Source organism: Bacillus sp. FJAT-50079 (assembly GCF_018343515.1).
In the GTDB taxonomy this organism is placed as follows: Bacteria; Bacillota; Bacilli; order Bacillales; family Bacillaceae_C; genus Lederbergia.
This window is the reverse complement of the sequence record NZ_JAGYPD010000004.1, coordinates 400267-415397: the sequence shown is the minus strand read 5'-3', so window position 1 is coordinate 415397 and position 15131 is coordinate 400267. Positions and strand designations below refer to the sequence as shown.

The 15131-nt window shown below is 40.0% G+C and carries 11 protein-coding genes, 1 riboswitch and 1 other annotated feature; of the genes, 1 reads left to right on the top strand and 10 read right to left on the bottom strand.

What is annotated here, in order from left to right:
* Nucleotides 1–3: 3 nt before the first annotated feature.
* From KHA95_RS12855 to KHA95_RS12840, 4 genes are all read right to left on the bottom strand, one after another.
* Nucleotides 4–1668, bottom strand: coding sequence for a GspE/PulE family protein (locus KHA95_RS12855; RefSeq protein WP_213137904.1), 1665 nt, complete (start codon nt 1666–1668; stop codon nt 4–6).
* A gap of 91 nt (nt 1669–1759) precedes the next feature.
* Nucleotides 1760–1843, bottom strand: a riboswitch (cyclic di-GMP riboswitch).
* 204 nt (nt 1844–2047) lie between these two features.
* The gene (locus tag KHA95_RS12850; RefSeq protein ID WP_213137903.1) at nt 2048–3748 is read right to left on the bottom strand and encodes a sensor domain-containing diguanylate cyclase; all 1701 of its coding nucleotides are present in this window, start codon (nt 3746–3748) and stop codon (nt 2048–2050) included.
* 75 nt (nt 3749–3823) lie between these two features.
* Nucleotides 3824–5143, bottom strand: a complete 1320-nt coding sequence (locus KHA95_RS12845; protein WP_213137902.1) for a bifunctional folylpolyglutamate synthase/dihydrofolate synthase — start codon at nt 5141–5143, stop codon at nt 3824–3826.
* A 75-nt stretch (nt 5144–5218) separates the two neighbouring features.
* Nucleotides 5219–7864: a valine--tRNA ligase gene (locus tag KHA95_RS12840; protein ID WP_213137901.1), complete on the bottom strand. Its 2646-nt coding sequence runs from the start codon at nt 7862–7864 to the stop codon at nt 5219–5221.
* A 46-nt stretch (nt 7865–7910) separates the two neighbouring features.
* Nucleotides 7911–8147: a binding site (T-box leader), on the bottom strand.
* A 145-nt stretch (nt 8148–8292) separates the two neighbouring features.
* Between KHA95_RS12840 and KHA95_RS12835 the strand changes: the two genes are divergently transcribed.
* Complete coding sequence (locus KHA95_RS12835) at nt 8293–8484, top strand: hypothetical protein (protein WP_213137900.1); 192 nt, start codon at nt 8293–8295, stop codon at nt 8482–8484.
* A gap of 33 nt (nt 8485–8517) precedes the next feature.
* On the opposite strand, the gene ysxE is transcribed toward KHA95_RS12835, so the two are convergent.
* The 6 genes from ysxE to hemC all read right to left on the bottom strand — a co-directional run bounded on the left by ysxE (nt 8518) and on the right by hemC (nt 15122).
* The gene (ysxE, locus tag KHA95_RS12830) at nt 8518–9534 is read right to left on the bottom strand and encodes a spore coat protein YsxE (protein WP_213137899.1); all 1017 of its coding nucleotides are present in this window, start codon (nt 9532–9534) and stop codon (nt 8518–8520) included.
* Nucleotides 9535–9579: 45 nt separating this feature from the next.
* Entirely contained in the window at nt 9580–10839 is a 1260-nt protein-coding gene (locus KHA95_RS12825) for a LysM peptidoglycan-binding domain-containing protein (RefSeq protein WP_213137898.1), read from the bottom strand.
* 262 nt (nt 10840–11101) lie between these two features.
* Nucleotides 11102–12391, bottom strand: a complete 1290-nt coding sequence (gene hemL, locus KHA95_RS12820; RefSeq protein WP_213137897.1) for a glutamate-1-semialdehyde 2,1-aminomutase — start codon at nt 12389–12391, stop codon at nt 11102–11104.
* 19 nt (nt 12392–12410) lie between these two features.
* Entirely contained in the window at nt 12411–13388 is a 978-nt protein-coding gene (gene hemB, locus KHA95_RS12815) for a porphobilinogen synthase (protein WP_481748445.1), read from the bottom strand.
* Nucleotides 13389–13396: 8 nt separating this feature from the next.
* On the bottom strand, nt 13397–14194 hold the full coding sequence (locus tag KHA95_RS12810; RefSeq protein WP_213137895.1) for a uroporphyrinogen-III synthase: 798 nt from the start codon (nt 14192–14194) through the stop codon (nt 13397–13399).
* Complete coding sequence (hemC, locus tag KHA95_RS12805) at nt 14187–15122, bottom strand: hydroxymethylbilane synthase (RefSeq protein ID WP_213137894.1); 936 nt, start codon at nt 15120–15122, stop codon at nt 14187–14189. Before hemC ends, KHA95_RS12810 begins: the two co-directional genes overlap by 8 nt.
* Nucleotides 15123–15131: the final 9 nt, after the last annotated feature.

Below are 15131 nucleotides of genomic sequence, written 5' to 3'. Positions count from 1 at the left end.
CTCCTAGTCCATCGCTGAAACTCGCAAGACTTCTTCTGTCGTTGTTAGTCCTCGGGCAACTTTTAATAGTCCATCGGTCATTAACGATACCATTCCTGACTGTTGTACATACTTATGAATCGTATTTGCACTTGCGGCATTCATAATCAGCTCCCGTATTTCATTGTTCACCGGAAGCACTTCATGGATTGCAAGCCTGCCACGGTATCCGGTCATTGTACAGCTCGCACAGCCTTCTCCTCTTTTGACGGAATCAATCTGAATTCCGCTCGCTTGAAAGATTTCCTTTTCACGCTCTGTTGGCTCAACGGTTTTACTACAATCACGGCAAACGCGCCGTACTAACCGTTGGGCAACTACCCCTGTTAGTGATGATGAAATTAAAAATGGTTCAATCCCCATATCGATCAAACGGGTTAATGCAGCAACAGCACTGTTCGTATGTAGCGTACTTAATACTAAATGACCCGTTAATGATGAGCGGATAGCAATTTGTGCCGTTTCAAAATCACGAATTTCTCCAATCATGATAATGTCGGGATCTTGGCGCAAAATTGAACGCAAGCCACTTGCAAATGTCATACCAATCTCATCGTTAACATGAACTTGGTTGACCCCTGCTAATTGATATTCAACGGGGTCTTCAATCGTAATAATATTGACTTCCTCATTATTTAAACGATTTAAGGCGCCATACAGTGTCGATGACTTACCTGATCCTGTCGGTCCCGTAATTAATATGATTCCATTCGGTTTTTCAATCATTTGAATAAACTTGTGTAAATTGTCTTCCGAAAAGCCGAGGTTTTCTAAATTATTTAAGGCATTGCTTAAATCGAGAATCCTCAACACAATTTTCTCGCCATAAATAGATGGAAGTGTAGAAATACGAATATCAATCGGTTTAAAATTAATATTTATTTTGACTCGTCCATCTTGCGGCATGCGATTTTCTGTAATATTTAAATTACCCATAATTTTGATTCTGGCGATGATGACGTTTTGCATATGTTTTGGCAAGGATCGTTCCGTTCTTAATACACCATCGACACGAAAGCGAACTTTTAATTCTGTTTCCATCGGGTCGAAGTGAATATCGCTTGCCCTTTGTGTTACACCGTGGGAAATGATTTGATTAACTAGCCGAACGACTGGTGAATCTTCATCAGTAATACCAGCTTCATTTAATTTTTCTTCAGGCGTAAAACCAATCAGCGCCTCATCTACTGACCCTTGCAATTCATAATACTTGGAGATCGTTCGTTGTAACTCTTCCTTTGTTGCGAGGGCAGGAACAATTTGACAGCCCGTTGCCATTCGTAATTCTTCAATCGCAAAATAATCCATTGGATCGGACATCGCTACAAACAATTTATTTTCCTCTTGCCGGATTGGCATCACTTGATGACGTTTAGCTAAATCTTGTGGAATCAGTTGAATAACTTCCGGATCGAGGGAATATTGGTAAATATTAATATGGGGGATCCCTAGCTGTCGTTCTAGTGTTTCGGCTAATTGAAGTTCTGTTATATGTCCTTCTCGTAAAAGAGCGTCTCCTAACCTTTCATCAGGTAATTGCTGCTGCAAAGCAGCTTCTAATTGTTGCATCGTTAGTAAGCCCGCTTCAATAAGTAAGTCCCCTAATCTTTTCCTCGACACAACCCTCACCCCATTTTGTCATCTCTTATCTAAAGTTGTATTGTCCTCGTATACTGACTAATCCCCATTTAACCAACGAAAAAAACCTCTCCATTACAAATAATGGAAAGGTCGGTTGCACCACTGGCTCCATACGACTAAGGTGCCCAAATAAAAGTCGTATTTCATTGCTCCCTTTTTAGTTCTTTATTACTAGATTATTTACTTCTTAGATTAATCGTATCGCTGAAATTTGTCAATTATTTCATTGGAATTTTTATTTAATACAACAATACATGACAAATGTTTTATAATCAACTATATTTCGTAGTTTTTTAGGGTAATTTTTTAATATCCCTAGGCATTTTATACCAATAAAAATGAGTGCATTTTTTAATGCACTCATTTTCTATATTTTTACATATTCTGCAACTCGGTTTCTTCCTGCCCGTTTTGCGCCAATGTATAAGGCGCGATCCGCATGCCTGATTAAGGAAATTGCATCTTCTGCATCTGCTGGTGCTGTTGCAACTCCGATGCTCGCTGTTATCGATACTTCTACCATGCGTTGCTGCGGGTCTAATTCGTTTTTAATCATAAAAGGAGTTTCAACAATCATTCGCCGCACTGATTCAGCAAACTCCATCGCATCACGCTGATTCACATCAGTCAAAAGGATGACAAATTCCTCTCCCCCATACCTTGCGACTAAACCGTGACCATCCACAAAATAGCGAAGACAAGCAGCAAGTCTTATTAAAATTTCATTTCCTGCTTGGTGGCCGTATGTATCATTCACATGTTTAAAATGATCGATATCAAGCATAATGATCGATAGGTTTGAAATTTGTCCCGCCTCAAGATCGGAAAATCGTTCATTTAAGAAGTGCTCGAAAAAACGGTAGTTATATATCTTTGTTAATGCACAGCGCTCACTCTTTGTTTTTGTTTCCTCGTAATGACGAGCATTGACAAGAGCGACGCTAAAATATGAGCATAGAATATTAGCAATCATTGATTGATATTTTTCAAATGCTCGTTTGCGTTTTGCTGCAAGTAATAAAACTCCTTCCACCTCTTGCCCTCTAATAATTGGCATACACATGATGCTTTCAATCCGCTGTGGCTGTTGTTCAGTTGACCATTTTTCCCATTCTGATTTTTCATTATATATAACGGTTGTTTTCGTTGCCCATACATAACGAGCAACACCGTGACCGGTTTGAAAAGGGTGAACTTCTTCTATTTCTTCATTATCTTTTTCCATTTTCCGCAATAAAACAAGACCTTCTTGTTGAATATCAAAAATGTAGGCGTAATCAACAGGTAAGATTTCTTGGATCTTCTGAATGAATAAATCCAATACTTCTTGCAATTGCAGCCTTCCTGTTAATTGATGACCGATATCGGCTACTTTCTGTAAATGATAGTTTAATTTTTCAGAAGAATTGTAAAGCTTTAATACAAGAGCAAAACTTAAAAATGGAATACCAATGAATACAATAGACCATACACCCATATATTCGTTCAAATAATAAAAGCCAATTCCAAGTGGGAAAATCACTAGAAGAATTAGCGCTTCCCATATAAAGTCTTTACCAAAAAATCTTTCTCTTTCTCCCTTAATTTTTGTTATGACTTGAAGTAAAAGTTGATTCATTAGAAAATAGAGCGTTTGAAAAACAAGAAGTGGAACAATCAATTCAGATAACGGTGATAAACCAATTTTTCCTCCTGCCACAAAAAAGCCAATACCCGAAATCAACGATGTTAAAAAGAGCATAGAGGAGTTAAGGAAATAACGATGAAGCTCATGTTTACGCAACCTTAATTTAAGCATCACACAAATAGTCGCCGCTTGTAACATGAGCATTTCAAAAAATAGTCCGTACGATAGAAAGGCAGCTAATGTAATCCAATGAGTTAAAATGATGGTCGTTCCATTGATGATAATCGGAATACAAGCAATCATACAAGCAAGTACTGTAAATAAAAGCATTTCCCACATACTGATTGTGTCCGGAGGCGAAATGACAAAGGCTAGCCAAGAACTGAATGTAGCAAGGATAAGCCAAATGATAAAAACGACTCCATTTTTCGATTTACTCATCCTACATTCACCTCCGCTAGCCGTCTAATCTTCCATTGAAAACTTATTTTATCAAACTACATTAAAATTGTCACCCTATTTAGAAAACTCACTCACGATGATTTTTTGTAAATCGGGTTTAATCGAAGATATAAAATACAATGAGCCTGTTATAGCAAGTAAGTCATTAGGCTCTAACGTAGAAACAAGCTCTTTTAATAATGAAAACCAATCATTATTCGCAATTACAGTTGGATTTTCACTTCGTCGTTTCAGCTCGTTCGCCGAAGCCGCCCGTGGGAAATCGAATTCTGTCACATACAATTGACCATCCAATTCGTTCATGATCGTAAACATTTCTGTGAGGTCCTTATCTCCTAATGCTGAAAAAACAAGCTTGATGTTTCGATCCGCATAACGTGATTGGATTGCATCGACAAATGCACGTACCCCTTCGCGATTATGTGCCCCATCAAGCAAAATGATAGGATCGTTGTGCAACAATTCCATTCTTCCTGGCCAATACGCTTTTCTTAAACCAGCACGGAGCGCAGATTCACTAATGTTCATAACGCCTTGATCTGTTAAATAAAGCAATGCTGCAATGGCTCCAGCTGCATTTTCTGTTTGATGCTTTCCAAGTAAACTTACTTGCAAGCCCTCAAATGTATATTTGGTCGTTGAAAATGTAAACTGCTCACCTGCTTGGATCGGTTCATAATTTAATATCGTAAAATTTATTCCAAGTTGAAAAAGCAATGCATGCTTTTTTGCGGCTTCAGCTTGAATGACATGAAAAGCCGCTTCATCTCGCACACTAGTAAAAATCGGGGTATGCTCTTTAATAATCCCAGCTTTTTCATAAGCAATGTCCTCGATAGAATTCCCCAGAATTTGGACATGGTCCATCCCGATATTTGTAATGATCGATAAAAGTGGTTGAATCACATTCGTTGAATCAAATCGGCCTCCAAGCCCAACTTCAAAGATCGCAAAGTCGAGTGGACGTACTTCACCAAAATAATAAATCGCCATCGCTGTAATTACTTCAAATTCGGTTGGTGCCCCATAATCGGTTTTTTCGAGTTCATCCGCTAATGGTTTGATTGCATTGACAAGTTGGACGATTTCTTCATCGCTAATCGGTACACCATTAATACTAATTCGTTCATTAAACTGTTCAATATAAGGCGATGTGAAAGAACCGACTTCATAGCCCGCCTCAACGAGAATCGAGCGCAAATATGTAACAGTTGAACCTTTTCCATTCGTTCCACCAACGTGGATCGATTTTATTCTTTTCTCGGGGTGACCGAGTTTTTCTAACATCCACTCCATTCGAGAAAGTCCTGGCTTGATACCTAGCCTTAGGCGTGAATGCACCCATTCTAGTGCCTCTTTATATGTATGCAACATTCAATCCACCTCATCAATTTATCATGAGCAAAACGCCCAGCCCTTTTTAATCAGAGCTAGGCGCATGCCATCAACTTACATCGATTTCAATTCCTTCATTCTTGTTTCGACTGTTGCACGCTTTTCTACATAATCTTTTTCTTTTGCTCTTTCTTCGTCAACAACAGCTTGTGGAGCTTTGCTTGTGAACTTTTCATTCGATAATTTCTTTTGAACTCGATCTACTTCTTTATTCCATTTTTCCCATTCTTTTTCTAGGCGAGCAATTTCTTCATCAATATTAATCAAATCTGCCAAAGGAAGGAATAATTCAACACCTGTTACAACCGCCGTCATTGATTTTTCAGGCGTTTGTAAGTCCGCTGCGATTGTCAATTCTTCAGGATTACAAAATCTTTCGATGTACTGTTTATTTTCCTCAAGTGCCGCTAATGTTTCTGTATCTTTCGCCTTTAACATAAGCTTAATCTTTTTGCTCATCGGTGTATTTACTTCCGCGCGAATATTTCGTACTGCACGAATAATATCCATTAGTAGCTTCATTTCACTTGCAGCAGATTGATCCGTGAACTGCTCATTTACTTGTGGCCAAGCAGCTACTGTAATCGACTCTCCATCATGCGGAAGGTTCTGCCAAATTTCCTCGGAAATAAATGGCATAAACGGATGGAGCAAGCGCATTGTATTGTCTAATACGTAAGCAAGAACGGAGCGCGTTGTCTTTTTAGCCGCTTCATCTTCACTATATAATGGGAGTTTCGCCATTTCAATATACCAGTCACAAAGGTCATCCCAAATAAAATTGTATAACGCACGACCAACCTCACCAAATTCATATTTATCAGCTAGCTTTGTTACGGTTTCGATCGTATCGTTCAAACGTGTTAAAATCCATTTATCAGCAACTGATTTCTCACCATTTAAATCAATTTCTGAGAATGTCATACCGTCCATGTTCATAAGGGCAAATCGGGATGCATTCCAAATTTTATTAGCAAAATTCCAAACAGATTCGATTTTCTCCATACTGAAACGTAAATCTTGCCCTGGCGAGCTACCTGTTGCAAGGAAATAGCGTAGGGAATCAGCCCCATATTGATCGATGACATCCATCGGATCGACACCGTTTCCGAGTGATTTACTCATTTTCCGACCGTCTTCGGCACGGATTAAACCGTGAATTAATACATCTTTAAACGGGCGTTTTTCTGTGAATTCAAGTCCTTGGAAAATCATTCTAGATACCCAGAAGAAGATAATGTCATAGCCTGTGACTAAACAATCATTCGGATAATATCGTTTAAAATCTTCCGCTTCTGGATCAGGCCAGCCCATCGTTGAAAATGGCCACAATGCCGAACTAAACCACGTATCAAGTACATCCTCATCCTGCTTCCAATTTTCTTCATCCGCAGGAGCTTCATGTCCTACGTATACTTCGCCTGTTTCCTTATGATACCAAGCCGGGATCCGATGTCCCCACCAAAGTTGGCGTGAAATACACCAGTCGCGAATGTTTTCCATCCAATGCAAATACGTTTTTTCAAAACGATCAGGAACGAAATTCACTTTTTCCTCTTGTTTTTGCAGATCAATCGCTGCATCAGCGAGCGGCTGCATTTTTACAAACCATTGCGTTGATAAATACGGTTCTACGACTGCACCACTGCGCTCTGAATGACCAACGGAATGCATATGATCTTCAATTTGGAATAGCACTCCGTCAGCTTGAAGGTCTTTTACGATTTGTTTACGGCAAGCGAATCGATCCATCCCTGCATATTTTCCAGCATTTTTATTCATCGTTCCATCTTCATTCATGACAAGTACACGCTCAAGATTGTGGCGATTTCCAATTTCAAAGTCATTCGGATCATGTGCCGGAGTAATTTTCACCGCTCCTGAACCGAAATCTTTATCAACGTAATCATCAGCAACGATTGGAATTTCTCTTCCGATAATTGGCAAAATCACTGATTTACCAATTAAATGCTTGTAACGCTCATCTTCAGGATGAACCGCAACAGCTGTGTCACCAAGCATCGTCTCTGGTCTTGTTGTCGCTACTTCGATAGCACCAGTACCATCTGCCAACGGATAATTCATATGATAAAAAGCGCCTTGAACGTCTTTATAAATAACCTCAATATCCGAAAGGGCCGTTTTCGTTACTGGATCCCAGTTAATAATGTATTCGCCGCGATAAATGAGTCCTTTCTCATAAAGAGACACAAACACTTCACGAACCGCTTTTGAAAGCCCCTCATCAAGCGTAAAGCGTTCGCGGCTATAATCTAAACCGAGTCCAAGCTTTGCCCATTGCTGACGGATATGATCTGCATATTCCTCTTTCCATTTCCACGTTTCTTCTACGAATTTCTCACGGCCAAGATCATAGCGTGATTTCCCTTCTTCGCGAAGCTTCTCTTCAACCTTCGCTTGTGTCGCAATCCCGGCATGATCCATCCCAGGGAGCCATAAAACATCATAGCCTTGCATTCGCTTCATTCTTGTTAAAATATCTTGCAACGTCGTATCCCATGCATGGCCTAAATGAAGCTTGCCGGTTACGTTTGGAGGGGGGATAACGATTGTGTACGGCTCTTTCTCCGCATCATCTTTCGCTTCAAAATACTTACCATTTAGCCACCATTCATAACGACCCTTTTCAATTCGTTGCGGCTCATACTTTGTAGGCATGGCCAATTCATTTTGTTCCATTGTATTTCCTCCTTCATTGTTTCCAAATACAAAAAGCTCCCTTCGTCAAAAGGACGAAGGGAGCGCGTTCGCGGTACCACCTTTTTTCGCAGAGCATCAGAAAAAGCTAATGCATCCGGCACTTAACAAGTTAACGGCTCTTCACCGGCTTCCATTACTTTTAATTTCACAGAAGCAGCTCAAGGGCGACTTTCCATCAGGGCCGTTTAGGAAATCTCCCACCATTGATTTCCCTCTCTTTAAAACAGCTTACCAACGTACTCTTCCCTGTCAAAGCTTTTATTCAATCATTCATCTTTACAATATCATAGCGAATGAAACGAACGAATGTCAATTATTTTTGATATTATTTTTCTTTTTCTAGTCTAGGCACCATTTCATAAAAACATACATAAATTATGAATAGAAGAGCCTAAGGAGGTTGGAAAATGAAAAATAGGTTTAACCAGCATACGTTTCAAGCTTGGATGCGAAACTTCAAAGGAGTATGTAAACAACTCATTGTCCCTTTTTCTATTTTTCAAGCAATCCGCACTTTTTTATTTCCTAGTACACTCGATGTTTTATTACTCGCTATTTTCATCGGGCTTGCACTCGCATTTCATTATGAATGGTTATGAAAAGTCCCCTGTCAAATTAAGATTGTCAGGGGATTATTGTTGCTGGTTTTTTTGTTGTTCCGTTTCTTCCATTTTCATAACGATAAACGCTGTGTTTCTCATTTGCCAATAATGCCTCTGCAAGTTTTGTACAAACTTCATTTCATTCTTATTCTCAGGTGTAGAAAAATATTTTTCTACGACTCGAAAAATTGCCCCGGGATGTGCTAAATAACTAAGAAAAAGTTGCGTTTCTTCCTGTTTAAATGGGAAATGGCGAAAATATGCTCCAAGCCATTCGACGCTTTCATTAAATTGCTTTGGATGTGTTTTCAACATTTTTGCTAAAAACGGCAATAAATCATGTATTGGAGAAGCACTCGTCGCTTGCTCAAAATTGGAGAAAAAACCGAGCCCCTCTTCGTTATAGAGGAAATGCTCAATCGACAATTTTCCGTGGATGACAACACTTCTCGCTTTCGTCTCCTCGATTGATTCTTCATGCCATTTCTTTAATTTTTCCAATGCGTATTTTTGTGCACCAGCAATTTCATGGTAGTACGTGCAAAACATTAATTGGAAAGGGGACATATACCAGGTTCTTTCACTGATTTCTATATAATCTTCCAACGCCTCCTGTTCTTTTTCCCATCTTGCTGTTGTCTGATCGAAATGTTCTTTTCGTTCCTCTTTACTCACTGGCACTTCACGGACTGATAATGTATGAAGCCGTGCTAGTTCTCGAAATAATTGATGATGTCTTTGCGAATAATCATCCCGCAGCTTATTTTCAAGCCACGGCATTAAGTAATACAATGATGTTCCTTCTAATATCGCATAACGTCCATCAAGGGTTGAGTAGATTGGGACAATCCGATTATATCCTCGTTTGTAAAGGAACTGTACATAATGGAGAAAATGGAGACTTTGGTCAGCATTCATTTGCTTTAAAGCAAATTCGCCATTTTTTGTGTACACTTTATACACCTTACCAAATCTCTCCATATATTCAGCATTTAGCCCATATAGCTTTACCATTCTTTTTACATCTTCGTAATCTAATGGAGCCATCTAACCACCTACTTCAATTTAAAGAAGCGCCCTCCTATGAACATGCTATTTCCGCTGTAACGGATTATTTTTTACCGGAATGTACAAAACTTGCCCTGCATACACATCCTGATTCGCTTCCAATTGATTTGCCCATAAGATTTGTTGAGCAGATACATTGTATTTTTCTGCTAATCCTTGAATCGAATCACCGTGCTGTACAAAACACATTTTAAGCTTTGTTGATGCTTCTTCCTCTTTTCGTGCGAAGAAATCCGCAAAGGACATTGATTTATACTTATCTTTCTTCTTTTTATTCTTCGCTTTTTCCTCTACTTCTTCATTTACGATTTCGTGTGAGGATGACTCGATGTCAGGCTCATTATGATACGAAGAAGATGGTGACTCATGGTCACGTTCATTATAAGCGGACTGAAAATAATCCCTTGTTAGTTGTGCTAACGTATCCATCGTTACTTCAGGTAATTTAGGGAATGGATGTTGAACATGCTTTGGCGGCCAATCTGGGTTTGATTGTGCTTGTGAAACGATGTTCGCCATTACTGTAAATGGATCATATAGGTTATTTGTTGATTCTTCCTGAGCCGCTTTCGATATCTTCCGGTGCACTAATTCCATGTCAGTTTCTTCCGCTTCAACCTGCTCTATGCCTTCTACATAGTTCACTTCCATTTTCGCTTGCGGATAAACCATTTCTTCCGCTTTAGAGACAACTTCGATTTCCGCTTGCGTATGATCAGGCTCTTCTGTCCTGGCAATGACTTCAATTTCTACTTCTTCCTCCATATCGTCTGTTTCTGCCAAGAATTCCTCCACAGGCTCCTCAGTTATTTCTTCCTCATCTCGTTCTGTTTCGATTTCCTCATCATCCAACTCTTCATATATTCCTTGAATTTGAATTTCAGCAAGAATTTGCAGCCTCGTCTGATCTTTTAGGTGGTAGTCAAATGAATCGAGCAGCATATCAACTTCTGAGATGTCATTAATTTTGCGTTTTGGGATCGCGATTTCTATTGGAAAACGATGGTAAAATTCACTTTCCATTTCATTACGCACTTCCACCGACTGAATATACCTTTTACCTATTTCCGGAAATTCCTCTTCACCTGGCCCATTCGCATGTTTATATTCTCCGCTTAATTCTAGAGCTCCTTGTAAAATGACGTATTCAGCATCTTCATCATCCATATTAATTATATGTGGATCTAATGAAATAGAAATAAGTTCATCTACTCCCTGTCCGGTTTCGAACCAGACTGAATCATCTAATGAAAACCGAATGGTAGACTCTCGGCGATCTGGCAAATCAATTCCTCCTTTCAATTCCAGGGACGATAATAATCGGTCACTTACATCTTATGAGCGAGAATATTGATTATGTATAAGAAAATCATTGGAATTCATTTTATATGGGAGAGTGGATATGAAACTAAGGGGAATTAGCATAAATTTGGCATTGGTAAGCGGCATTCTAAGCGATCGACCCATTTCTTAGCAGTTACATCCGTTCAAAAACGAACATAAAAACAGGAGAAGAAAATACGCTTTTCTTCTCCTGTTTGCTAATTTAAGCACGAATGGTTGCGAATGCTTTTTCCGCTGCTTCGATGGTTGCTTCAATGTCTGCATCTGTATGTGCAGTTGATAAAAATAATCCTTCAAATTGTGAAGGCGGTAAAAAGACGCCATTATTTGCCATTTCTCTGTAATAGTTCGCAAATAATTGCAGGTCGGACGTTTTTGCTTGTTCATAATTATACACATCTTCATTTGTGAAGAAAATGCCAACCATTGAGCCTGCACGATTGATTGTATGTGGAATGCTATATTTTTCAGCCGCTTTCTTTAATCCCGCCTCAAGCAAATCGGCTTTGCGATTAAACTCTTTATACGTTTCCGGTGTTAATTGAATCAATGTTTCATATCCGGCAGTCATTGCGAGTGGGTTTCCGCTCAATGTTCCAGCTTGATAGATTGGGCCACTTGGAGCAATTTGTTCCATAATCTCCGCTTTTCCGCCGTACGCACCGACAGGTAAGCCACCGCCAATGACTTTTCCTAAGCAAGTAAGATCTGGTGTTACCCCGAAATAGCCTTGTGCACATGTATAATCAACACGGAATCCTGTCATTACTTCATCAAAAATAAGCAATGCGCCGTATTCACTTGTTATTTCACGCAAACCTTCCAAGAATCCTGGTTGTGGTGGAACGACCCCCATATTGCCTGCAACTGGCTCAACAATGACACCGGCAATATCTTCACCGAACTCTTTAAACGCATAGCGCACGCTTTCTAAATCATTGTACGGCACTGTAATTGTATTTTTAGCGACTCCTTCTGGAACACCAGGGCTATCGGGTAAACCAAGTGTTGCTACGCCTGAGCCAGCTTTAATTAATAGGGAATCGCCATGTCCGTGATAGCATCCTTCAAATTTCAAAATTTTATTTCGACCAGTGTAGCCGCGAGCAAGTCGCAATGCACTCATCGTTGCTTCTGTTCCAGATGACACCATTCGAACGATGTCGATAGATGGAACCCGTTCGACAACGAGCTTCGCTAGTTTATTTTCAATTTCTGTTGGTGCGCCAAAGCTAGTTCCTTGTTCGGCTACTTTTTTAATCCCCTCAACAACTTGATCATTCGCATGGCCTAAAATAAGTGGTCCCCATGATAAAACATAGTCGATATACTCATTGCCATCAATATCAAAAATTCGAGCACCTTTTCCTTTTTCCATAAAAATCGGATCCATGTCAACCGACTTAAATGCACGAACTGGACTGTTTACGCCTCCAGGGAGCAATGTAACAGCTTCTTTAAAAGCTGCTTTTGATTTTTCATACGAACGCATAATAACACTCCTCCATCCCTTAGTTCGATTCTTTCAGCCATCTTGCGGCATCTTTAGCAAAATACGTAATAATTAAATCAGCACCTGCTCTTTTAATGCTCGTAAGTTTTTCCAGTGCGATTGCCTTTTCATCGATCCAGCCATTTAAAGCAGCGGCTTTAATCAACGAATACTCTCCACTCACATTGTAAGCTACAATCGGAGCATTGTAGTGATTTTTCACATCACGAATAATATCAAGATACGAGAGGGCTGGCTTTACGATTAGAAAATCCGCGCCTTCTTCCATATCTGACTCCGCTTCCCTGAGCGCCTCCATCCGATTCGCCGGATCCATTTGATATGTTTTTCGATCGCCGAATTGCGGTGCACTATTAGCCGCATCACGGAATGGTCCATAAAAAGCGGACGAATATTTGACCGCATACGACATAATTGGAATATGCTCGAACCCTGCTTCATCCAACCCTTTTCTAATCGCCGCAACAAAGCCATCCATCATATTCGATGGGGCAATAATATCTGCTCCAGCTTCCGCTTGACTAATCGCTGTTTTCACAAGCAATTCAAGACTCGGATCATTCAGCACTTCCCCATTTTCAATGATACCGCAATGGCCATGATCGGTATACTCGCATAGGCATGTATCTGCAACAACAAGCAATTCAGGCTGATGCTTTTTAATTTCTCTTGTTGCCTCTTGAACGATGCCGTGATGATCGTACGCTCCAGTGCCACACTCATCCTTTTCATTTGGAACACCGAATAAAATGACCGCTTTAATCCCAAGGGCAACAATTTCCTCGATTTCTTCTTTTAATAAATCAAGTGAAAGTTGAAAAACACCAGGCATGGAAGCCACTTCATTTTTTTGATTTTCCCCTTCGACAATAAATAGTGGGTAAATAAAGTCTTCTGGACGCAAATGCGTTTCACGGACGATCGCTCTCATTCCCGCCGATTGGCGCAAACGGCGATGACGTTTAAATTGACCCATATCCAATATTATTCATTCCTCTCCAATTCAGTAAAATACTGACAAATTTCCGTAAACATCGAATCAATTGTAAATTTATTAGGACAAATATGTACCTCATATCCTTCTTGCTCGACCGTTCGCTTTGTCACCGTTCCAATCGTGGCAATCAGAAGCTTTTTCGCATGTTCCTGTAAGCGATGCTTTTTGACAATTTCCATAAAATGATTGAACGTCGATGGGCTTGTAAATGCGGCGACATGAAGCCGATCATCCTTTAATAAGTCAACAAGCTTGCTCGTTTCTTTCTTTGGATAGTAGGTGTCATAAACAATCCATTCATGAGCGACGATGCCATGAGCACGAAAGCTTTCCGCAATCGTTTTGCTCGCCAAGTTTCCTTTTGGTATCAGTACTTTTTTCGCCTGTACATCTTGCGTAAAATATTCACGTGCAAAATCTTCAGCTGTATACACACTCGGCATAAAGCGCGAATCAAGATTGTAACGATCGAGCGCTTCCTTCGTTTTCTCACCAACAACCGCAAATCGAACCGCACTGTTTTTTAAATGTGCAATGTCAACCACATGACGGATATGAGTAAAGAAATAATCAACCCCATTTTTGCTCGTAAAAATAATCCAATCATATTCAGGGAGTTGATGAATAAAGGCAGCAGCATTTATATCATCATGCGGACGAAAATCAATGAGTGGAACCATGTACGGGATTCCGCCGGCGGTTGCGATGTCCACGCAAAACTTCTCGCCTCGATCACCGCCTCTCGTAATGAGCACATGCTTGCCTTGTAAGGGCAAATTACTCATTGTCCATCTCTTCTTTCACTTGATCAATTAATGCTTTTGCCCCTTGCGCCGATAAAATTTCCGCCGCTTTTTTTCCGACTGCTTCTGGATTTTTTCCGACGATTTTTTCCTTATACTTTGTTTTTCCGTCCGGTGAGGCAATCAGCGCTGTTAATTCGATTTGATCATTTGCATTGATGCTTGCATAGCCAGCGATGGGCACTTGGCAGCTCCCATCCATTTGATCTAAAAAGACACGCTCTGCTTCAACAGCAAGTGCTGTTTGTTTTGACATTAATTTATTTAGCTCCTGAAGAAGCTCATAATCATCTTCCCGGCATTCAATTGCAAGCGCGCCTTGTCCGATCGCAGGAATGTACGTAAGCGGATCGAGATATTCAGTGATAATATCCTTTTCCCAACCGATTCGTTTAATTCCAGCGGCTGCTAAGATGATCGCATCATAGTCTTCATTTTCAAGCTTGCTTAATCGCGTATTAATATTGCCACGAATCCATTTAATTTCAAGATCAGGACGCTCTGCTAATAGTTGAGCACTTCTTCTTAAACTGCTCGTTCCGATGATTGCCCCAGTAGGTAAATCCTCTAATTTTCTATTTCCTTTAGAAATAAGTACGTCCCTGACATCTTCACGCTCAGGAATGCAACCGATGGTCAAACCTTCAGGAAGTTGAGCAGGCATATCTTTCATGCTATGAACCGCCATATCAATTTCTCCATCAAGCATTGCTTGTTCAATTTCTTTCACAAACAAGCCTTTACCACCAACTTTTGATAGCATGACGTCAAGGATGCGATCTCCTTTTGTTACGATTTCTTTCACTTCAAACTCAAATGGAACGCCAAGTTTCTCAAGTTGTTCTTTTACCCAATATGTTTGTGTCAAAGCCAATTCACTTCTACGTGAACCGATCACGATTTTTCTCAATTTATATGC

Coding starts and splice junctions, on each gene's coding strand:
- KHA95_RS12850 (WP_213137903.1), bottom strand. CDS start 3,748: ATGAGTAAATCGAAAAATGGAGTCGTTTTTATCATTTGGCTTATCCTT.
- KHA95_RS12845 (WP_213137902.1), bottom strand. CDS start 5,143: ATGTTGCATACATATAAAGAGGCACTAGAATGGGTGCATTCACGCCTA.
- KHA95_RS12840 (WP_213137901.1), bottom strand. CDS start 7,864: ATGGAACAAAATGAATTGGCCATGCCTACAAAGTATGAGCCGCAACGA.
- KHA95_RS12835 (WP_213137900.1), top strand. CDS start 8,293: ATGAAAAATAGGTTTAACCAGCATACGTTTCAAGCTTGGATGCGAAAC.
- ysxE (WP_213137899.1), bottom strand. CDS start 9,534: ATGGCTCCATTAGATTACGAAGATGTAAAAAGAATGGTAAAGCTATAT.
- hemL (WP_213137897.1), bottom strand. CDS start 12,391: ATGCGTTCGTATGAAAAATCAAAAGCAGCTTTTAAAGAAGCTGTTACA.
- hemB (WP_481748445.1), bottom strand. CDS start 13,388: ATGGGTCAATTTAAACGTCATCGCCGTTTGCGCCAATCGGCGGGAATG.
- KHA95_RS12810 (WP_213137895.1), bottom strand. CDS start 14,194: ATGAGTAATTTGCCCTTACAAGGCAAGCATGTGCTCATTACGAGAGGC.